At 37.1% G+C, this 20818-nt stretch carries 16 protein-coding genes; 5 read left to right on the forward strand and 11 right to left on the reverse strand.

Annotated elements, in window-relative coordinates; translation table 11 throughout:
- Nucleotides 1-171: 171 nt before the first annotated feature.
- A complete protein-coding gene (gene ybeY, locus QM481_RS07935; protein WP_283381347.1) occupies nt 172-603 on the reverse strand; it encodes an rRNA maturation RNase YbeY in 432 nt (143 codons plus the stop codon).
- Between the two features lie 190 nt (nt 604-793).
- On the opposite strand from ybeY, the gene QM481_RS07940 reads away from it, so the two are divergent.
- Nucleotides 794-2044 (forward strand): OmpA family protein, encoded by a 1251-nt coding sequence (locus tag QM481_RS07940; protein WP_283381348.1) that lies wholly within the window; start codon nt 794-796, stop codon nt 2042-2044.
- Between the two features lie 28 nt (nt 2045-2072).
- Here QM481_RS07940 and QM481_RS07945 read toward each other — a convergent pair whose 3' ends face one another.
- Together QM481_RS07945 and QM481_RS07950 are read right to left on the reverse strand one after the other, a co-directional pair.
- Nucleotides 2073-5417 (reverse strand): coiled-coil domain-containing protein, encoded by a 3345-nt coding sequence (locus QM481_RS07945; protein ID WP_283381349.1) that lies wholly within the window; start codon nt 5415-5417, stop codon nt 2073-2075.
- Between the two features lie 133 nt (nt 5418-5550).
- On the reverse strand, nt 5551-6312 hold the full coding sequence (locus QM481_RS07950; RefSeq protein WP_283381350.1) for an exodeoxyribonuclease III: 762 nt from the start codon (nt 6310-6312) through the stop codon (nt 5551-5553).
- 528 nt (nt 6313-6840) lie between these two features.
- Here QM481_RS07950 and QM481_RS07955 point away from each other — a divergent pair.
- The gene (locus tag QM481_RS07955) at nt 6841-8136 is read left to right on the forward strand and encodes an SGNH/GDSL hydrolase family protein (RefSeq protein ID WP_283381351.1); all 1296 of its coding nucleotides are present in this window, start codon (nt 6841-6843) and stop codon (nt 8134-8136) included.
- 75 nt (nt 8137-8211) lie between these two features.
- Here the strand turns inward: QM481_RS07955 and QM481_RS07960 are convergent, their stop codons facing one another.
- Both QM481_RS07960 and QM481_RS07965 read right to left on the reverse strand, forming a co-directional pair.
- Nucleotides 8212-8568, reverse strand: a complete 357-nt coding sequence (locus QM481_RS07960; RefSeq protein WP_095163539.1) for a hypothetical protein — start codon at nt 8566-8568, stop codon at nt 8212-8214.
- Between the two features lie 47 nt (nt 8569-8615).
- Nucleotides 8616-8960 carry a carboxymuconolactone decarboxylase family protein gene (locus QM481_RS07965; RefSeq protein WP_095163540.1) on the reverse strand — a complete coding sequence of 115 codons (345 nt, stop codon included), beginning with the start codon at nt 8958-8960 and terminating at the stop codon, nt 8616-8618.
- A gap of 114 nt (nt 8961-9074) precedes the next feature.
- On the opposite strand from QM481_RS07965, the gene QM481_RS07970 reads away from it, so the two are divergent.
- Nucleotides 9075-9758 carry a ComF family protein gene (locus QM481_RS07970; protein ID WP_283381352.1) on the forward strand — a complete coding sequence of 228 codons (684 nt, stop codon included), beginning with the start codon at nt 9075-9077 and terminating at the stop codon, nt 9756-9758.
- A gap of 50 nt (nt 9759-9808) precedes the next feature.
- Here QM481_RS07970 and gldJ read toward each other — a convergent pair whose 3' ends face one another.
- The 5 genes from gldJ to QM481_RS07995 form a co-directional block, all read right to left on the reverse strand.
- Complete coding sequence (gene gldJ / locus QM481_RS07975) at nt 9809-11053, reverse strand: gliding motility lipoprotein GldJ (RefSeq protein ID WP_166550980.1); 1245 nt, start codon at nt 11051-11053, stop codon at nt 9809-9811.
- A 154-nt stretch (nt 11054-11207) separates the two neighbouring features.
- Nucleotides 11208-14573, reverse strand: coding sequence for a transcription-repair coupling factor (gene mfd, locus QM481_RS07980; RefSeq protein WP_166550979.1), 3366 nt, complete (start codon nt 14571-14573; stop codon nt 11208-11210).
- A gap of 150 nt (nt 14574-14723) precedes the next feature.
- On the reverse strand, nt 14724-16367 hold the full coding sequence (locus QM481_RS07985) for an OmpA family protein (RefSeq protein WP_283381353.1): 1644 nt from the start codon (nt 16365-16367) through the stop codon (nt 14724-14726).
- A gap of 61 nt (nt 16368-16428) precedes the next feature.
- Complete coding sequence (locus QM481_RS07990) at nt 16429-17010, reverse strand: LOG family protein (RefSeq protein WP_283381354.1); 582 nt, start codon at nt 17008-17010, stop codon at nt 16429-16431.
- A 75-nt stretch (nt 17011-17085) separates the two neighbouring features.
- On the reverse strand, nt 17086-17994 hold the full coding sequence (locus QM481_RS07995) for a TIGR01777 family oxidoreductase (protein ID WP_283381355.1): 909 nt from the start codon (nt 17992-17994) through the stop codon (nt 17086-17088).
- Between the two features lie 562 nt (nt 17995-18556).
- Here QM481_RS07995 and QM481_RS08000 point away from each other — a divergent pair.
- The gene (locus QM481_RS08000) at nt 18557-19360 is read left to right on the forward strand and encodes a lysophospholipid acyltransferase family protein (protein ID WP_166550975.1); all 804 of its coding nucleotides are present in this window, start codon (nt 18557-18559) and stop codon (nt 19358-19360) included.
- A gap of 4 nt (nt 19361-19364) precedes the next feature.
- Nucleotides 19365-20048 (forward strand): DNA repair protein RecO, encoded by a 684-nt coding sequence (gene recO, locus QM481_RS08005; RefSeq protein ID WP_166550974.1) that lies wholly within the window; start codon nt 19365-19367, stop codon nt 20046-20048.
- Here the strand turns inward: recO and lptB are convergent.
- On the reverse strand, nt 20045-20776 hold the full coding sequence (lptB, locus tag QM481_RS08010) for an LPS export ABC transporter ATP-binding protein (protein WP_095163549.1): 732 nt from the start codon (nt 20774-20776) through the stop codon (nt 20045-20047). The genes recO and lptB overlap by 4 nt on opposite strands.
- Nucleotides 20777-20818: the final 42 nt, after the last annotated feature.

Raw genomic sequence — 20818 nt, forward strand, 5'->3', positions numbered from 1 at the left:
TTACTAATTGGTTTTCTTTTTGATTGGTATAAATTTTCCTATCAGTATTTTATTTGAACATGATTTGTTAAAATAAAATCAAAACGTGGAATCTTATAATTGTGTGGAACGTGAAAATTCGAATAGTGATTTTTTGTAAATGTTCCACGTGGAGACTTTTTTCAAAACTACTTATTTGGCAAAGTCTGTTCGGAATAGTTGAATATACTTTGATTCAATTACTCTCATTTCTGCCTCTTCTTCATCAGTATGGTCATCATATCCACAAAGGTGAAGAAGCCCATGCGCCAGTACTCTAAGTATCTCATCGTCGAACCGCACGTTCAAATCTTTGGCGTTGTCTTCAACTCGTTCCACACTTACAAAGATGTCCCCTTCGATGGTTTCCTCTTCTTCTGAATTATCGAAGGTGATAATGTCAGTTAAGGTGTCGTGGTCTAAGTACTCAACATTTATTTGGTGAAGATAGTTGTCTGAGCAAAAGATATAGTTGAGATTACCCATCCTAAATCCCTCTAATTCAGCTACTTTTTTCAACCACGATTTGGTCTTTACTTTATATTTCAAATTGAATGAGATGTCCTCATTAAAGAATGTAATCATATCGATAAATATTTACCTTGGATATCTTAATAATTGAGAGGCAAAAGATTTGCTGTTTGTAAAAGCGGTTTGGTATGAGCTTTGATGCAAAAGCCTACAAAGATACTACATAAATTCGACGTAGTGAAAATCAAACAATTAGAACGATACTATGTATCTTAGTTTTTTAGAAAAAGTAGTTTTAAATTTTATGAAACGCCATCTATCGCTAGTCATTTTATTGCTATTTACTCAGGTATGTGTTTCTGAAGCACAGAAAGATAATCTCAGGAGAGATGAGCAAGTAATAGGCACACCATTACCTAATAACTGTGATAAGATTATTTATGCAGTTACGCTTCCTGGCGTGATTTTGTCTTTGGGTACGCAAGACCAAAATCAAGATCGAGTAGAAATGACAGCCCTCCTACCCTTTCGTTGTAATGCTATCGCTAAAACATTTAACAATAAAATTCTGGCAGTAGAAGCCGACAAAAATGTGTCCTTACCAGTGTATGAATTTAGTCCTTCCTCTAAAACGGGTAAATACACAAAATGGAAATTACCCTCACACAATGATGGAGGATGGATTTCGGGAGGAACAGACGGGCTTGGACGCATCTATTTTGCCACGACTACCATGAAATATTTGGTCAGAATAGATTTAAGATTGAATGATGTGGAAGTGATTTGGAGTTCAAAAGAGAAAATATATGGAGGGAATAAGATAACCTGTACAGAAGGATGTAATTTTTATGTGAATGAAAAATCTGAAATCCTTATCAAAGAGAATAAGAAAAACATTAGCTACAAGGTAGTGGCGAATGAAAGCCCGTATTTGTATGAAACTAAAACGATGGAAGGCTTTTTCAATACAATTACTGTAAATGACTGGTATGAGTTTACCAATGATAAGCAGCAAAATACCTCAATGTTTGTCATGAGAGATGGAATTACGGTATTCAAGGATGGTGAGTATAGACCCAAAGTAGTAAAGGTAGATACGCTCAGATTTGGGATTGTAACAGATATTGCAGGCTGTGACGCCAAGGAAAATAAAAAGCCTAGGATTATCATTAATGAAAAAAGAGAGAAAGAAATACTTGAAGCTGCCACTAAAAAGGAAAGTATAAGACTAGAAAAAATCTTATTTAAGTTAGGACTCTCAGAGTTACAAACTACCTCATATCAAGAATTGGATGAATTGGTGATGATTCTTTTGAAAAATAAACAGCTAAAAATCTTATTAGAAGGACACACTGACATATCTGGAGATGCGGATGATAATTTCAAACTATCCATTGAGCGTGTAAATACTTGTAGAGATTATTTGATAAAATACGGCGTAAGTCCTACAAGAATCAACACAAAAGGATATGGAGGTACCAAGCCATTGGTGAAGGTAGGAAGTGAAAGTGAGCGAGCCGTGAATCGAAGAGTTGAAATAAAGTTTGTAGAATAAAAAAAGGCCAGCATTCGCTGGCCTTTTTTTATTGAATCTTTTTGAAGTAGTAATCTACTTGTTGCTTGTAATAAGGATTCAGGTTTGGAGGAACTGTTTTGAGCAATTCCGTTTGTTTTTGCTTATCCTTTACATATTGTTGAAATTGTGGAGGAACCTTTCTTTCGTAGTTTTTAGCTGTTTCTGCTTTACGTTTTTGGTCTTCCTCTTGTTCTTTCAAAGCTTTTTCAGATTCGAGCAAACGAGTTAGAAGTTCTTGTTGACGTTTTATTAAATCAGGATTTAGACGTTTATTGACTAGATCAGTTTCAGTTTCTTCCATTTTCTTCAAAAGGTCTTTTACTTCATCGCCTAGTTTCTTACCAATTTCAGTGCCTTTTTGATTATCCATCATATCCTGCAACATCTTTCTGATTTGAGCTTGCTCGCGGGCTAGTTTAGCTAAATCCTCAGACATACCACCTTTGCTTTGAGAACCTTTTTGCAGGGTTTGTTGCATTTTCTGATTCAAATCTTTCTGACTCTGCCCCATTCCTTTTTGATTTCCTTTGTTTTTACCTTTCCCACTTCCAGAACCAGCCATCATCATTTGCTGGTTTTGTTGCATTTGTTTTTGAACATCAGATAACAAAAGAGCTAAGTTGTTCATCGATGTCATGGCAAACTGTTGCTTCGAGGCAGTCATTGCCATTTTACGATCCTTAATGAGTTTAACGGCATCGCCCATATAAGTTTTCATATTGCCCATTTCTCTTGTTACAAATGTTTCAATTTGTAATACTCGTTTAGAAAGGGTGTATAAGCTGTCTTCGATAACTTTAGCGTCATCCTGAAGCTTGATTTGTTCTTGCGATAATTTCACAAATCGAGGGTCAGAAGGCATAATGCCTCTAAAGTCTTTCATGAGCTGTTCTTGGTCAAAAGAGAGTTTTACGAGGTTTTCTAAGATTTCACGTAATGTTTCTATGTTTTCCTCATTCTCTTTCATTTCAGCTTGTTGTTTCATCTGTGCAAGCTTTTGAGCCATATTCTTCATGTTCTTCGCTGCTTTCTTTTGTTTACCAGCGGCAGACTTATTATCGCCCTTATCCATTTTCTGCTGAGCATCTTTCTGGTCATCCGAAATATCCTCTTGCTGCTGTTTATCTAATTCAAGCGGATCTGAATTTTTAACTTCATTGTTAAGCTTATCAGCATCTTTCAAGTCTTTTTTTACATCGTCAAACTCTTTACTAAGCTTTTCTTGCTCTTTTTTCAAATCTTCTGTTTGCTGCGACTTATCTTGACTTTGAGGCTTTTTGCTAAGCTCCTCGTTTTTCTCCGCTAGATTTTCCTGTTTCTCAGCTTGCTTTTCAAGTTCCTTGATAGCTTTGTCGAGTTTCTGCTCTACTTGAAGTTTCTTGAAAAGGTTTTGCATACGCTCTAGCTCCTTTTCAGTATTACGCTCTTTGTTTCGAAGTTTATCCATCTGATCATTGATATGATTATCTTCTGGATTTTTCTCTAACATTTTTTTCAATTCTTCGTAAAGCTTTTGCGTCTCAGGATCCATCAATTGATTCATCATTTTCTGTAATGCTTCCATTTTTTGTTGCATTTCAGGTTTTTGCTCATTGAATCTTTGTTGTTTATCCGTAAGATTTTGATTTTGCTCTTGAAGCTTTTTGATTTCATTCATCAAATCTTCTTTTTTCTTAGCAATCTCTTCAATGAGTTTTTTATCTTGAAAATCTAGGTCTTTCTTATTTTTCAAGCGATTTTCTAGCGCTGCTAATTCTTTGCGAAGCTTTTGAGCTTTTTCGAGCGTTTTATCTAATTGAGCCTCAGTTTTATCGATAGAGTTATCAATTTCTTTATTAATGTCATTTTTGCTTGGAATGATATAGTTCAATAATTGCGAACGCGTTGATTTTGGCCCATTTACGGCATCATTATCCCAAACTTGAACATAATATTCAACTTTGTCCGAAGGATTCAATTTAAGGCTATCCATAGCCCATTGTTGATAAAATCCTTGGATTGATTGCATTTTGTTTACAGGAATATTGAAATTGCGATAATTGCCATTATTAGGCTTCCCATCGCGCAAAATTTTATAAAATACAGCTAAACGGCTTAATCCATAATCATCAGCTATACTTCCACCTAAAACCATGTAGTTGTAAAGCGTGGAATCTTTGTATTGTTCAAGACTGATTTGTGGATATTTGTCAGGAATAACATTCAGGTTAAAATCAATTCCTTGGTTTGAACTAGAATATTGGTTTTTGAGCGATACCTGATAAGCGCTCGAACGAGTTGCTTTCAATCTGAAGTCATATCCCCCACCGAGCATTTTCTTCTCCGCAAAATATCGCTTTTTATCTCCGTCAAAAGAAAATACGATAGAGTCTGTATCAGTCACAGTAAAGTTCCAGTCGATAAGCGTACCTTCAGGTACTGTGATATTACCCATATTTTGTAGTTGCTCATCAGGTTTGTTCAAATAAGCAGGATAATGGAGTGTTACATCGAAGAAGCCAAGGGTTGGTTTATTAACAACTTCTATCTCATAGTTACCTGATTTAAAGCCAGCCGCTTCGAACGTAAAATCTGTATTGTCTTGCAACTTAGAAAACGTAAATGAGTAGTGACGACTATCTATAGCCTCCATTTTCATTTTTCTATCATTGACTAATACATAAACCGCATCAGGAATCGTATTGCCACGAAGAGCAAGATTAACCGTAAAGTCTTCGTTTTTAAAAGCTTTTAGATTTTTGTTTCCTAATTCAAAGCTAAAAGGAGCTTCTTCTTGATATTCGTTTTTGAAGTTGACAATACGTTCAGTACTTTTTGAAAAGAAGGCAGGATAAATCAATAATAACCCAAAAATTACCACAGCTGGTACTGCCATATATTTGAGGTATCTTTTGTTGTGGTCAATTTTGATGGCATCGGCAAAGCGAATAATAGCCAATTGCTGTGATTTCTGAGCAATGGATGCCATTAACAATTCATTTTGCTCATGGCTCAACGCTTTTGAAAGTTGGAGTGTATTGAGCAATTTATCTGAAACTTCTGGAAAGAATTTGCCAATTTGGTCAGCGGCTATTTCGTCACTTAGAGGTTTTCTGTTTCCATAGAGAAACAATAAAGGCTTCATAACCCAAAAGAATGTGGATAATCCAAAAGCTAGAATAAATCCGAAGAAAAGTATTCCACGGAAAAATGAGCCAAAGTGTCCAAAATATTCTAATGTGTTGAATACCAGATAGGCAGACAAAATAACAGCCAAAGAGAAGATAGATCCTTTGACTAATCGGTTTAGATAAAACTTTCGTTTATATTCTTCAATGCGTGACGAAAGTGCGGCAATAGGAGAATTTGTCATAGTAATAAAATCATTTTGCGGATTATATGACCATTACGAGTCCAATAATCATGCTGAAATGGAAATAGTCGCGAATTTCACAGGAAGTTATCCACAAATTTATACAATGTGGATAACTTCCTGTGGAGAATTATTAATCTAATTCCACAACAGACGGACAGTGGTCTGAATGTTTGGCTTCGGGTAATATATAGGCACGTGTTAGTCGGTCTTTTAAGGGTAAAGTAGCGCAATTATAATCGATACGCCAGCCCAAGTTCTTGGCCCTCGCTCCTGCCCTAAAGCTCCACCAAGTGTAATGATGAGGCTCAGGATTGAAATGACGGAATGTATCAATAAACCCACTTTCCAAAAATTGTCCCATCCACTCACGCTCCTCAGGTAAAAAACCTGAACTATTGGCATTGGATTTAGGATTGTGGATATCTATAGGTTGATGACAAATATTATAATCTCCCGAAACAATAAGATTAGGAATTTGTACCTTCAAATCATTGATATACCCTTGGAAATCATTCATCCATTGAAACTTGAATCCTTGACGCTCGTCGCCACTCGAACCTGATGGCATATATACTGACATTAACGAAAAATCCTCAAAATCAGTACGAAGTACACGTCCCTCGTTGTCGTAGGCTTCTATTCCACAACCATATTCTACATGCTTTGGTAAGACTTTAGTGAAGATTGCTACACCCGAATAGCCTTTTTTTTGTGCAGAATACCAATACAAATGATACCCCAAATCTGTTAAAAGTTGCTTTTCTATTTGATGCTCTTCTGCTTTTAATTCTTGCAAGCAAATCATATCTGGATTGGCAGCCTGAAGCCACTCAATAAAGCCTTTGGAAATAGCCGAACGAATACCGTTGACATTGTAGGTAATGATTTTCATAAAACAAAAAGGATATTGTTGTTGAATATGCTGTTTTAACAAACATTTTATCTCAAAGATAACCTTAAATCATGGCAAAGCCTCAATATTCTATACAGGAAAGATGATAGTTTTTGGGAGGAAAAAGAAGACTGAAATTTAATTACATTAGAAGGATGAAATAAATAAACTGAGGATTGCTATTTTGTATACATTTGTATGTGAGATGCTTTTCTAACGACTCTTGGCTACATCCTAGATAATTACCCAATGTAGAAAGTGCTTTTCTTCCCAATTACATGACCAATCTTTCCTGTCTTTCAAATTGAATGCAATAAAGAGTGACTATTGAGGTAGTCACAAAATAAGTATTTACATCTTAAACTAATGATTATGAAATAGATAGTTAAGTTCCTACAATTATGTACTACAGTTCTATTAGTAAGTTGTTCATCCGAAGTATTACTGCCGCAAGTCGAGGTTCAGCCAACGACACCTCCTGTAGTCTATCCTCCTAGTACGACAGGTAATGAGACTTTATTACCTCCATTGTATCCTTTTACAGATCAATCCTATTTTATCAAAGGCGAAAGTTCTGTTACTTCTAATGTAGATATTTCTGCCTTTTTTCAAGGAAATAATACTCCTAACCTGGGCTCTATTATCAATAATGGAGAAAAGCTAAATATGATGGCGATGGGTGGCGGATTGACGGCTGGCGTCCGCAATGGTGGATTGTATCGAGTTGGACAAATGACAGCGTTTCCAAATCTCGTAGCATGGCAAATGGGAATGAGTAATTTTCAAAGCCCTTTATTTTCTGGTACGGAAGTAAATGGAACAGGGTATTTAGAGCTTATCAATGATGGTTCCTCCTATCCTACTTGGAAGGAAGTAAAAAATAATATAGCAACGGTAAAAGCTGGTAGGCCTCCAGCATTTACAAAATATCAAGGAAATTTGGCTCAAAACTACGGTTTACCCGAGAATGGTGGACTTACCATCGCAGGCAGAGTGGTCAATACCGAAACACTTGATTTACTAGGAAACAGATGGAGTATTGGTGGTGTTTTTGCTAGTCGCATCTTACCCGATGGGATTGACGATAAATCAGTATCATTAAGAGAACAAATATTAAAGCAACCCATTAACTTTTTTCTTTTGGAAGATGATAGTGATATGTTGATTTCGCTCATCAAAAATAATGGAAATGCTCTCAGTTCTTATGGGTATGAAAGGTACACGAATGGTCCTAAAATATTAGAAAAAACAATTGAACTGTTGTATGAAAAGGCAAACGCAGAGAAAGGGGTAGTCTTTACATGGCCAATTATCACCGATTTAGCATATTTTAATTGGTACACCTTGGAAGATTTAAAAACTAAAGCAAAAAGTATTTCTATCAATGGTAATTCAACAGATATGTTGTTTATCCCAAGTCAAACGGTAGATAATTTGTTTAGAAATCTTAAAAAGGTAGATGATGTGTTTACTATTTTGCCTACTTCTACCTTCTTGAATACACAAATATTGAACAACAATACCCAGTTTATAAAACTATACAATGATAGAATTAAGACATTGGCAAAAGAAAAAGGATTGGCATTAGTAGATTTGGAGAAAATTTATCATCAAATCCACATCAACCAATATGTTTCAGCGGATGGTTTTAAAATCGACGGTGGAACACGAGGAAACTTCTTTTCAGCAGATGGTATTTATCCTACAGCTATTGGTCAGGCAGTCATCGCCAATGAGGTAATAAAAGCGATAAATCAAACCTACAATGCCTCTATTCCTCAGATTAATCTGCAAGCATATAGTAAGTTTGTCGGCAAAGAATAGGTATTCAATAAAAACTTAAAATGGCACAAAACGGTAAAATCTTATCGTTTTGTGCCATTTTAAGTTTACGCTGATTTAACTATTAAAAACTTCTTTTTCGAAATACTCAATTACATGAGCTTTTAAAAGCTTTTCTTGTTCCAATAGATTCACAAAAGGCAAAGGTTGAACCAGTTTCCAATGTGGCCAGCCATCTTGGTCGGTACCTTCTAGTTCGTATATCCCAGAAAAACTAAGCACCTTGCAAATAGCAATATGCATCAAGTCTTGTTTTTCTTCTTTGGTAAAAAAACGATGTCCTTTTCCTAGCTCTTGTACTCCGATTAAAAAAAGCACTGAATTAAGATCAGAAGGACGTTTTTCCATCATTCTTTCGAGTTTATCTAAAAGAATATCCCATTCCTGAGACAGATTTTCTAATTCTATATCCATGATTTTGAGAAAATACGGCTTTATTGAAGTCAAAACCGTATTTCTTGTTATTGTTCTTGTTGTAAAGCTTCCCAATACTCAACAGCACGGCGTAAGTGAGGTACAACGATTGTACCGCCAATTAGGGTAGCCACTGAGAAAATTTCTTGTACTTCGGCATCAGTTACACCCAATTCGAAGCATTTGCCCAAATGATATTTGACACAATCATCGCAACGCAAAACCATAGAGCAAGCCAAGCCCATCATCTCTTTGGTTTTTTCTGATAAAGCGCCCTCAGCGTAAGTATTGGTATCTAAATTGAAAATACGTTTGATTACTTTATTATCACCAGCTAAAATTTTTTCGTTCATTTTAGCTCTGTAGTCGTTAAATTCTGTGACTAAGCTCATAATGCTATTGTTTGTTTCTGAAAAAAATCGTTAATTCATTTAAAAGAACGCTAATTTACTAATAAAAAGCGCAAAGTCTATTACACCTAATACTCAACACCGATGACACCTAACATGTTCAAAGCATTTCTACAATTGCTCTTCCCAGACGTATGTGTTGCTTGTAACGAGCCACTAGTATCCCAAGAAAAACATCTTTGTACCGACTGCTTGTTTGATTTACCCAAAACAGACTCACATAAAGGACTTTATCATGTTTTGGAAAATCGTTTTGCAGGTAGAATCATGCCTCAATATCAATTTGCGTACCTTAAATTCAAAAAAGCAAGTAACGTTCAACATATCATGCATGCCATAAAATATGGAGGAAATCAAGAGTTAGGGCAAATGCTTGGAAGATGGTTTGGAGCTGAACTTAAAGAAACAGGTTTAGAAAATACTTTTGATGTATATATTCCAATTCCACTACATCAAAAACGACAATTGGAGCGTGGTTACAATCAAGCGACTTGCATTGCGGATGGTTTGGCAGAAAGTTTGGGTGGTATTGTTTTGGAAAATGCTGTTCAACGCGTACGAGCCACAGAATCACAAGTAAGAAAAAAACGTATGGAACGATTCGAAAATGTTGAGAGGTTATTTGAAGTAATAGTACCAGAAATGCTTGAAAATAAAAGAATTGTGATTGTTGACGATACACTGACTACTGGGGCAACAATAGAATCTTGTTTTGAGGCCATAAAGGCGGTAAATCCGAAAGAAATCTCCATTATGGTACTTGCATGTGCTGAACAATAAAAAAAGGGCTTAAAATCGAAATTTTAAGCCCTTTTCAAAAATAGAAAATCTTATTTGTTGGTACCAGCGCGAATCATGGCACATCTAAATCCGATAGTCGATGTCGAAGAGTCTTGGTCTAGGTATCTACGAGTACCTGGTGCTAACCAGTAAGCTACGTCAGCCCAAGAACCACCTTTGTACACACGAGAACGGTTATCGATTAACGAGTTGTTATTTTTTCTATCGTAGTTTTTCGCATTATCCATGAAATCATTTCTACGAATAGGGTTCAAGTCGTTCATATCTTCGTAAGAAAGTGGACGATATAAGTCATACACCCATTCGTTTACGTTACCTGCCATTTGGTACAAACCAAAGTCATTTGCAGGATATTCATAAACTTCAGTTGTAATAATCGCTTTATCGTTACTCTTACCAGCAATACCAGCATAGTCACCACGACCACGTTTGAAGTTTGCCAACATATCACCTTTGTGTTTACCTCTTGATAAACGCATTGAAGGGCCATCCCAAGGATAAATACGTTGATTTACTTGGTTTTCATCTTCATATTGAGTTCCAATCATGGCTTTAGCAGCGTATTCCCACTCCGCTTCTGTTGGAAGACGGTAAGCAGGCAATACAATTCCTGATTCGATTGGAAGGCGTTGACCAGCAGAGAATGCAGGTGCAGCTTTCACTTCAGCTCCAGCAGCTTTTCCTTTTCTCTTTGTGGTTGACTTCTTACCTTTTTGGTTTTTCATGGCTAAGTCATTATTAACCGCCGCAGTACGCCAAGTACAGTAGTCTGTTGCTTGAGTCCAAGAAACACCCACCAAAGGATACATACGGAAACCTGGGTAACGAAGATATTGCTCAACATAAGAGTCGTTGAACGCTAACTCGTCTTTCCAAACCAATGTATCTGGAAGAGCAGACTCATAAAACTCTTGTGAAGAGTCTTTTTGAATAGCGTTGAGATATTCGAGGTAGTGAACGTTGGCAATTTCTGTTTCATCCATGTAGAATGATTGAACAGAAACGGTTCTTTCCAAGTTGTCACGTGTGTTGATAACATCTTCTTCAAGAGCTCCCATCGTAAAGCGTCCACCTTCGATAAACACGAGGTTAGGACCAGTAGGCTGACCTTTGAATTTTTTATCAACTTGGAATCCTCCTTTTTTGTTGTAGGTAATACCAGTAGCAGTACTGTTTTTACCTAACTTAACACTATTCGGCTTTTTGCTTTTGCAACTGCTCACAAGGGCTAAACCCATGAATAAAACAGCTACTGATTTGATAGACAACTTCATTTCTTAAATACTTGGATTGTCGTTGTATAAATATTTAATACTAAAATCGAGTTATTGATTAAACACAAAATTAGTGTTTTTGGTATAAAAAGCGCTGAAGCGACCCAATTTGTTTGCGCTTTTGAACGATGTTTAGGAAAATACCTCCTAAAAGCTATCCTCGAGAGTATATGTCGGTCAGAATTGTTTGAAGTTCGTCAATAGAAGTGACTTTATCAAAGCTAAGGATTAATCGCCCTTTCGCTTCTTTGAGCGAACATTTTTTCGGGTTGACTTTCACATAATCAAGAATCTTGCCAAAAACACTTGATTTATAATACCTTTCGTTCTGTGAGGAAACGAAGAAACAGCGCAGGTTATTATTTTTTAGCATAATTTTTTCAATTCCTAAAACTTCTGCTTTCCATCTAACTCGTACGATTTCTATCATATCTTTCACTTCTGGAGGAATTGGTCCAAAACGATCATTGATAGCCCTTTGAAAATTCACTAAATCTTCTTCCGATTTCATATCATCTAGTTGGGTATAAAGCGATAATCTTTCAGAAATAGAGGTTACGTAATTTTCTGGAATGAGCACGTGCATATCGGTCTCAATTTGACAATCTACTTTTAATTTGTTGGCAGATTCAGCTAAATCATTTTCAAATAAGGCTCTAAATTCATTTTCTTTCAGTTCTTGAACCGCTTCATCGAGAATTTTATGATACATTTCGTATCCCAAATCATTGATAAAGCCACTTTGTTCAGCACCGAGTAAATTACCTGCGCCACGAATATCCAAATCTCGCATAGCTACTTTGAATCCATCACCCAAATCAGAGAATTCTTCTAAAGAACTTAAGCGCTTACGAGCATCTGTAGTTAAGAGAGAAAGTGCTGGTGTTAGCAAATAACAAAATGCTTTTTTGTTCGAACGCCCTACCCTACCTCGCATTTGGTGCAAATCAGAAAGCCCAAAATGGTTGGCGTGATTGATGATAATCGTGTTGGCATTTGGAATATCAATACCTGACTCGATAATATTCGTAGAAACTAACACATCATAATGCCCTTCGATAAAGTTCATCATTACTTTTTCGAGTTTGTCACCATCCATTTGTCCGTGTGCGATACCAATTTTGGCATCAGGAACCATTCTGAGAATTGAGTTTCCAATACTTTCAAGTTCCGCAACACGATTATGAACAAAATATACTTGTCCACCACGTTTTAACTCATAACTCACAGCATCACGAATCAACTGATCACTTAGTACGTGTAATTCAGTAGTTACGGGTTGACGATTTGGTGGAGGAGTTGCAATTACCGATAAATCCCTTGCGCCCATCAACGAGAAGTGTAGCGTACGTGGAATAGGCGTTGCAGTAAGTGTTAGGACGTCGATATTGACACGCATTTCTTTGAGGCGGTCTTTGACTTTTACCCCAAATTTTTGCTCCTCATCAATAATCATTAAGCCTAAATTTTTGAAAGAAACATCTTTATTCACAATTCGGTGAGTACCAATCAAAATATCAGTTTCGCCATTGGCTACACGTTTTAGGGTTTCTTTGATTTGTTGTGTTGACTTAAAACGGTTGATATATTCAACACGACAAGGGAAATTCTCTAGACGGTCGCGGAAGGTACGGAAATGTTGCATGGCCAAAACAGTAGTTGGTACCAAAATAGCCACTTGTTTGGAGTCTGCAACAGCTTTGAATGCCGCGCGAATAGCCACTTCGGTTTTTCCAAAACCCACATCACCACAAACTAGCCTATCCATAGGGTTTGGTTTTTCCATATCAGCTTTTACATCGGCCGTAGCTTTTGCTTGATCTGGGGTATCTTCATAGATAAACGAAGATTCCAATTCGGCTTGAAGGAAGCTATCTCTCGAAAAAGCATATCCTTGAGCCAAACGACGTTGGGCGTAAAGGGCAATAAGCTCCTTGGCAATATCCTGAACCTGTTTTTTGATACGGGATTTCTTATTTTCCCATTCAGGCGAACCTAATTTTGACATCGTTGGAGGTCCACCTTCTTTACCCGAAAATTTTGAAATTTTGTGCAAAGAGTGGATAGATACCATCAATACGTCATTGTCTCTAAAAATCAAACGAATGGCTTCTTGTTCAGACTCACCCACTGTTACTTTGTCAAGACCAGCAAAACGCCCTATTCCGTAATCGACATGGGTTACATAATCGCCCACTTGTAAGGTACGAAGCTCTTTGAGCGTAAGGGCTTTGGATTTTGAATACTTGCTTTTTTCTTTGAAACGATGAAACCTATCAAATATCTGATGGTCGGTGTAACAAACAATTTTGTTTTGTTCATCAATAAATCCTTCTCGAAGTCCAATGGTTATAGGTTGAAAACGCACATTGGAGTCGATTTCTTCAAAAATCGTGGTCAGGCGCTCTAATTGACGTTGCGATTCGGATGTGATGATATTGGTAAAATAAAAACTCTGATATTCACGAAGATTATCAGCTAGTCGTTTGAAGTCTTTGTTGAACGAAGGTTGAGATTTGGCTTGATAGGTCAGTTTTTCGGTTTTTTCTTTAAAATAAAACCTTCTTCCAAATTCAATAGAGCCAAATCCTTTGACTAACTGTAAAAAACTACGGCGACTTTCAAACAGTTGATTAGGGTCGGATACAACTTGAATTCCTCCACTTTTTGCTAAGATTTCTTGAAGACTTTGCTCCACTTTTTCAAAGCATTTTTCCACAATTTCTAAGGCATGTTCAACATCCTTAAACCAAAGGCGTGTATCGGGCGATAAAAACTGAAAAAATGGTTCGCGAGTTTCCTGAATGAGTTTGGTTTGAACATCAGGAATAATATTGATTTTAGAAACGGATTCAATCGAAAGTTGTGAATCTGGGTCGAACGTACGAATGCTTTCAACTTCGTTGCCAAATAAGTCAATACGATAAGGGAGTTCGTTTGAAAAACTAAAAACATCTACAATACCTCCACGAATAGAAAACTGCCCTGCTTCGTACACAAAATCAGTTTTTTCGAAGTCATAGCTTAGTAAAATTTCTGCCAAAAAGTTTGTATCCAACTGTTCGTTCAAAGACACTGTAAGCGTATTTTTCATCAAGGAACGCTTGTTGATAACTTTCTCGAAAAGTGCTTCAGGATACGAAACAATGATTTGCCCTGTATTGGTATTATTGTTGATTTTACTCAATACTTCTGCTCTCATCAACACGTTGGCATTGTCAATATCTTGGTATTGATAGGCCTTTTTGTAGGACATTGGAAAAAGCATAGGAACTTCTTCTCCCAACAGACTTTGGAGGTCGTTGAGAAAATACGCCGCTTCTTCACGGTCTTCAAGAATAAATAAATGGTCTTGTTTAGGGTTCAGTTGGTGTATTGCCGAAGCAATAACGGCATCAAGACTACCAGAAAGCCCTTTTAATTGAATATGAGGGTACTTTTCTCGGTTTTTAGTTTGCTCCGAAATAGTCTGCACAACGCCATCTTCACGGTAGAGCTTCAGGAAATCTTTAACAAGCATGGTTGAAAAAAGCTAGGGTATGTATTTGCTGTAAGGTAGTGTTTTTTCAGTTCTGAAAAACACAATTAGCCACAAAGGCTCAAATACCTAATATTTGAGCCTTTGTGGCAATCATTTCACAAAAATAACTGTAAAAAAGAGTAAATAGTTTTAATTCTTCAAAATCTCAAACTCTACACGTCTATTGGTTGCCTGATTTTCGGGCGTATCGTTGGCTACCTTAGGGCGATTTTTGCCATATCCCTTAGCTACAATTCGCTCAGGGGTTACACCAAATGTGATAAGTTGATTACGAACTACATCTGCACGTTCTTGTGAAAGTCGGTTATTGACTTCGTCGCTACCCACGTTGTCGGTGTGCCCACTGATTTCGACATTGATTTTATTCTTTTTGATAAACTCAGCAATACGCTTCAACTCAGGAGTGGATTCAGGTTGTAAGGCTGCTTTACCAAATTCAAAAAAAATATTGTTCATCGTTATCTTTGTGCCAGCCTCGATTGGGGCAATGGTAATATCTTTTCCATCTATTTCAAGGTATTTTCCTGAAATTTTACTCAAGTCAATATTCTGAGAAGTTCCTACAAAACCATCTATTTTGGTCGTAATACCGTAATTTTTGCCATAAGGCAATACAATTTTGTAGATACCTGTTATTGGGTCTGGACTGGCTTGACCTAATTCTTTTCCAGTAGTCAAATCTTCGTAAATGACCTTGGCATTTTTAGGTACTTTGCCTGTTTTATTATCAATCACTTTACCCGCAACTAATACAACGGGTTCTGATTTCGTAGCATCGGGTGTGGGCTGATTTTTGGTATTTTTAGTATTGGGTTTGTTTGTTGCCACCACTGGTTCGTTACCTGCCTGAATAGGAGACGTTGTACCAGCATCAAGCTTCAAGCGGAAAATATCTTTTTTGCCAAGAGAGCTTTTACCAGAAATAAAATAAGCATAATCACCAGAGGCTGGGATCGTGTAATAGGCATCATATTCATCGGTATTGATAGGTTCGCCGATATTTTGAGGCTCCGTCCAGTTGATCCAAGTATCGTCTTTACGTTTACAAACATAAATGTCGTTGCTACCTTTCCCTCCTTCTCTGTTACTGGAGAAATACAAAGTTTTACCATCGGCTGCCAAAAAAGGTGTCGTTTCTGTGAAGTTGGTATTGATATCATCGCCTAAGTTCATAGGTTCTGACCAAGTACCATCATCTTCCAAAAAAGAAGCGTAGATATCGTCTTCATCAGAGTTTTTCTTTTCTGAAAAGGCCATTAATAAAACCTTTCCATCGGCAGACAAAAAGCCATGTTCGTTTTTACCTCGACTTAGTTTTTCGTATTTAGGAATATCTAATTTGCGAGGAAGTCCCCAGCCCCCCTCTAGCTTTTTAGCGATAGAAAAACCTCGGGTTTCGTATTGCCCATTGAGATAAGCACCTTTCATGAGAATAGTTTGTCCATCGGGAGATATGCTCAAAATACTGTTGTATTGATCTCTATTGAGGTTTTCGGACATACGTCTGGCGGGTGTCCAAGCTCCCATTGTATTTTCTGAAAACCAAATATCTTGAGAGCCTGCTATCTGTTCAGAACCATTGACTCCGTATTTGTTTTGAGGGTGATTTTTTCGTCCAAAATAGAGCGTTTTACCATCTGGAGACATAACTGGACCAAGTTCAGAGTACTCAGTATTAATAGCAGTTCCAAGGTTTTCAGGTTTGTTTTGTGCCATCAAGAATGCAGATGGCATGCACAACAAAACGATAGCAAACGGAGTATAGATTTTCATGAAAATAGCCAATATTAAGGGTTTATATCATAGGCAAACGAACAAAGCTGTAATTGTATTGTTAGGCTTTATTCACCCATTTCCCAACAGGAAAGTCTGGATACTCAGCTTGTTCCATACGATTGAGGAGGCTTTCAAGATTGTCGTCAATCATCAACATATCCAAATTGGTCTGTTTTAGGAACCCCTCTTTGACCATTTTATGAATCATTTCGATCAATGGGTCATAAAAGCCATTGACATTGAGTAAGCCTACAGGCATTTGGTGTAATCCTAATTGTTTCCAAGTAAGAATTTCGAAAAGCTCGTCGAGGGTTCCCCAGCCGCCAGGCAAAGCAACAACTGCATCTGAAATTTCAGCCATGAGTTGCTTACGTTGGTGCATAGTATCCACTACGTGAATTTGAGTAAGCCCTTTGTGTTGTACCTCAAACTTTTCCATAAAAGAGGGAATTACACCAATCACCTCTCCCCCATTTTCGAGTACTGCATCGGCTATTATACCCATGATACCAACACTCCCTGCACCATAGACAAGTGTTTTGTTTTTTTCTACCAAAAGCTTGCCTGCAGCGATAGCTGTATTTTTATAAATCTCATCGAAGCCGACAGAAGCTCCGCAATACACCAAGATATTTTTCATGTTCAGAGTGTTCAAAAAAATGTTTATTGTTGAATAAAGTCTCACAAAATAACAGTTTTTAAACTCTCTTTACAGCTATTTTTTGAAAATATCACGTAGGGCTGTTTCCAAATCATTGAATTGAAAATGAAATGATGTTTCATTTTTGAGTTTCTTGTTCGACACATAATTGCCACCAAGTACAATAGAAGCCATTTCTCCGAAAACAGCTTTGAGGACAAATGAAGGTACATTGGGTAGCCATAAAGGTCGATTTAGCACTCTTGCTAAAACTTGATTGAACGTTCGGTTGTTGACAGGGTTATTTGCAACTGCATTAAAAACACCTTGAATAGAAGGGGTAAATAGTGCATGAATAAAGAGTCTACAAAGGTCATCAATATGTATCCACGAAAGAAATGGTTCGCCCGTACCGAGTGGAGCGCCAAAGCCAAACTTGGTTGGTGTAGCCATTTTAGGAAGAGCACCGCCTTTGTCGGTAAGTACTATTCCAATACGAAGTTTAGTGGTTCTAATCCCAAGTTCAGATATGGGCTCGGAAGCTTTTTCCCATAAAATACAACACTCAGCCACGAAGTCATTGCCCGCTGGAGACTCTTCTGTAATGATCGTACTTCCAGTATCTGTACCATAAAACCCAATACCCGATGCCGAAACGAACCCTTGAATTTTGTGTGGAAGAGTTTTGAGTTTTTGGGAGATCAAACCGAGGGATTTTGTACGAGAATCAATGATTTCTTTTTTACGTTCTGGCGTCCAACGCTCATCAGCAATCCCTGCACCTGCAAGATGAATGATGTAGTCTGCCCCAAGTAGAGCCTCCTCATCAATGAATCCTTTGTCTATATCCCAAACAAAAGTTTTCACGTTTCCTCTCTGTTGAGCCTTGCGGCTCAAGTGCCAAACCGAATGACCTTGTTCTATAAGTAGTTCAGTAAGTCGTGTGCCTACAAGCCCAGTTCCCCCAGTGATTAGTATGTTCATTAGTTTAGGTTTTTATAATAAAAATAGACAGTTCTATGAATAAAATGAAGATTTAAGAAACCTCAATAAAATAAACAAGAAAAAGAATAGAATGGTTATGGTGAAGTTAACTAAAGTGAAATGTGTTGATTATTAGGTTTTTATGTTTTGACTGAACGTTCGGTTATTAAACATGAAGGTTAAATAAAACTTATATTATCCATTTGGTTATTTTATTATCTTTTAAAGCAAATTCAATATCTAGTGAATAAGAAGGAATAAAAAATCTGTCAATGTAGACTATAAATAGTCGCATGTCATAGCTGTTATTTGAAAGAAAAACAAAGTATTAAAAGTATTGATTGAACGTTCGAATAGTAATACTTCTAGTAATTCCCTCATAAAATGAAATATGCTAAGCTATTTATAAACATAAGTTAGGCATGGCGAGAGCCAAAATAGGGATTGAGATTATTTGTAAAAAAATGTATATCTTCGACCAATTAAGTAATGTCTGGAACGACTCAAAAACCAAACTATTTCTTAGTCATAAATATGGTCTAAGACACTAAAACTGCAAGCAATGAAATTACATATCCGAAATTTTTTATCCATGTTTGATGTCTTTGGAATTGTGGAGAGAGACCCTTTTGGTAATTCGATGTTTCTGAAAAGAATCATCATGTTTACCTTAGGATGGATAACTTATGGAAGATTGAGAGTTTATAATAAAACTAAAATCAGAGGAACAGAGCATCTCGAAAATTTGCCACAGACAGGCGTTCTTTTTCTCTCAAATCACCAGACCTATTTCATGGATGTGATTTGCTTGTATCATGTTTTCTTTAGTATCAAATGGGGATTCAAAAATTCGATAAACTTTCCCATTTATCTATTGGCTCCGAGGTCACGACTGTTTTATGTAGCAGCATCTGAGACAATGAAGGAAGGTGGATTACTCCCAAAGATTTTTTCTCAAGCGGGCGCTATTTTGGTAAATCGCTCTTGGAGAGCTAAAGGGCATGACGTAAAACGAGAATTGGATACTGCCGCGAATGATAAGGTTGGATTAGGTTTAAAATACGGCTGGGTAGTAAGTTTTCCGCAAGGAACAACCACGCCTTATGCTCCTCTTCGTAAAGGAACAGCGCACTTGATAAAAGCACATAATCCCATTGTAGTGCCTGTCGTAATCAACGGTTTTAGAAGAGCTTTTGATAAGAAAGGGCTTTTGTTTAAAAAACGAAACACAACGCTTTCTGTTACATTTAAGGAGCCAATTCAATTTGATCCAGATATTTCAGTCGATGACATGATGGATATTTTGCGTGAGCAGATAGAACAAAAAATACCTGTCGAAAAATTGAAGTGGAGAAGAGAAGAATAATGTCATGCTAAGTAAAACTCAAGGGATCGTCATCAACTACGTAAAGTATAAAGAAAGCTCGATTATTGCCAAAATCTACACCAAGGAGTTTGGCATACAGTCGTATATTGAAAATGGCGTGAGAAGTGCAAGAGCTAAAAATAAAATAGCGCTTTTCCAACCGCTCACTTTACTCGACCTTGTGATATATCATAAAAAAGGAAAGGATATCCATCGTATTGCAGAAATCAAATGTAATCATCCTTTCGAGACAATTCCTTATGAGATTGCCAAATCGTCGGTAGCGATTTTTGTCACAGAGATTTTAACCAAAACTTTACGAGAAGAAACCCCGAATGAACAACTGTTCGATTTTGTCGAGGAGTCTATATTGTGGCTAGATGGCGCTAATAAGCATTTTGAATGCTTTCATATTCAGTTTTTATTAGCAATGACAGCTTATTTAGGATTTTTGCCCGAGACAGTCGAAGAGATGGAGGAGGAATTGAGCTTGTACGGGTATCCTCTGACCAAAGGAGCAAAAGCTGGGCTTCAACTCCTTTGGGGATTGGAGTATGGAGATGCACCAAGAATCGATCGTCATTCAAGAAATGAAATGGTAGAGATCCTATTACACTGGTACAAAATACATTTGGAGACCTTTGGAGAAATAAAATCTTTGGCTGTTCTCAAAGAGATTCTGCACTAGATTTTACGCTTCAATTCAAAGTGTTTACCCAAATACAAACGACGTACTTGTTCGTCCGAAGCAAGGTCTTCTGGTGTACCTGATTTTAAAATTTTTCCTTCAAATAACAAATATGCACGGTCAGTAATCGATAATGTTTCGTCTACGTTGTGGTCGGTAATAAGGATACCAATATTGCGATATTTGAGCTTTGCAACAATCCCTTGGATTTCCTCTACAGCAATAGGGTCAACCCCTGCGAAAGGCTCATCTAACAAAATAAATTTAGGATCAACCGCCAAGGCACGGGCAATTTCGGTACGACGACGCTCACCTCCAGATAATACTTGACCAAGGTTTTTACGAACATGAGTCAATGAAAACTCTTCCAGTAATTGCTCAGTTTTTTCTTTTTGTTCTTTTTTAGAAAGACTTGTTAATTCCAACACCGCTAAGATATTTTCTTCAACAGATAGCGTTCTGAAAACAGAAGCTTCCTGTGCTAAATAGCCAATCCCTAAACGTGCTCGTTTGTACATAGGCAAGTTAGTCACATCCAAATCATCGAGATATACTTTTCCAGAATTAGGCTTTACCAAACCTGTTGCCATGTAAAACGAAGTCGTTTTACCAGCACCATTGGGTCCTAATAAACCTACAATTTCGCCTTGTTCTACTTGGTAGCTTACATTGTTGTTGACCAAGCGCTGACCATATTTCTTTACAAGATTTTCTGTTCTTAGTAGCATAATTGCTGTGGCAAAATTCTTTATAATAAACTTGCCTTTTTT

It is taken from the genome of Flectobacillus rivi, from assembly GCF_030056655.1.
Lineage (GTDB): Bacteria > Bacteroidota > Bacteroidia > Cytophagales > Spirosomataceae > Flectobacillus > Flectobacillus rivi.

Bases quoted from the DNA above. Each gene is read 5' to 3' on its own strand.
- ybeY (WP_283381347.1), bottom strand. From the start codon at position 603: ATGATTACATTCTTTAATGAGGACATCTCATTCAATTTGAAATATAAA.
- QM481_RS07940 (WP_283381348.1), top strand. From the start codon at position 794: ATGAAACGCCATCTATCGCTAGTCATTTTATTGCTATTTACTCAGGTA.
- QM481_RS07945 (WP_283381349.1), bottom strand. From the start codon at position 5,417: ATGACAAATTCTCCTATTGCCGCACTTTCGTCACGCATTGAAGAATAT.
- QM481_RS07950 (WP_283381350.1), bottom strand. From the start codon at position 6,312: ATGAAAATCATTACCTACAATGTCAACGGTATTCGTTCGGCTATTTCC.
- QM481_RS07960 (WP_095163539.1), bottom strand. From the start codon at position 8,568: ATGGATATAGAATTAGAAAATCTGTCTCAGGAATGGGATATTCTTTTA.
- QM481_RS07965 (WP_095163540.1), bottom strand. From the start codon at position 8,960: ATGAGCTTAGTCACAGAATTTAACGACTACAGAGCTAAAATGAACGAA.
- QM481_RS07970 (WP_283381352.1), top strand. From the start codon at position 9,075: ATGTTCAAAGCATTTCTACAATTGCTCTTCCCAGACGTATGTGTTGCT.
- gldJ (WP_166550980.1), bottom strand. From the start codon at position 11,053: ATGAAGTTGTCTATCAAATCAGTAGCTGTTTTATTCATGGGTTTAGCC.
- mfd (WP_166550979.1), bottom strand. From the start codon at position 14,573: ATGCTTGTTAAAGATTTCCTGAAGCTCTACCGTGAAGATGGCGTTGTG.
- QM481_RS07985 (WP_283381353.1), bottom strand. From the start codon at position 16,367: ATGAAAATCTATACTCCGTTTGCTATCGTTTTGTTGTGCATGCCATCT.
- QM481_RS07990 (WP_283381354.1), bottom strand. From the start codon at position 17,010: ATGAAAAATATCTTGGTGTATTGCGGAGCTTCTGTCGGCTTCGATGAG.
- QM481_RS07995 (WP_283381355.1), bottom strand. From the start codon at position 17,994: ATGAACATACTAATCACTGGGGGAACTGGGCTTGTAGGCACACGACTT.
- QM481_RS08000 (WP_166550975.1), top strand. From the start codon at position 18,557: ATGAAATTACATATCCGAAATTTTTTATCCATGTTTGATGTCTTTGGA.
- recO (WP_166550974.1), top strand. From the start codon at position 19,365: ATGCTAAGTAAAACTCAAGGGATCGTCATCAACTACGTAAAGTATAAA.
- lptB (WP_095163549.1), bottom strand. From the start codon at position 20,776: ATGCTACTAAGAACAGAAAATCTTGTAAAGAAATATGGTCAGCGCTTG.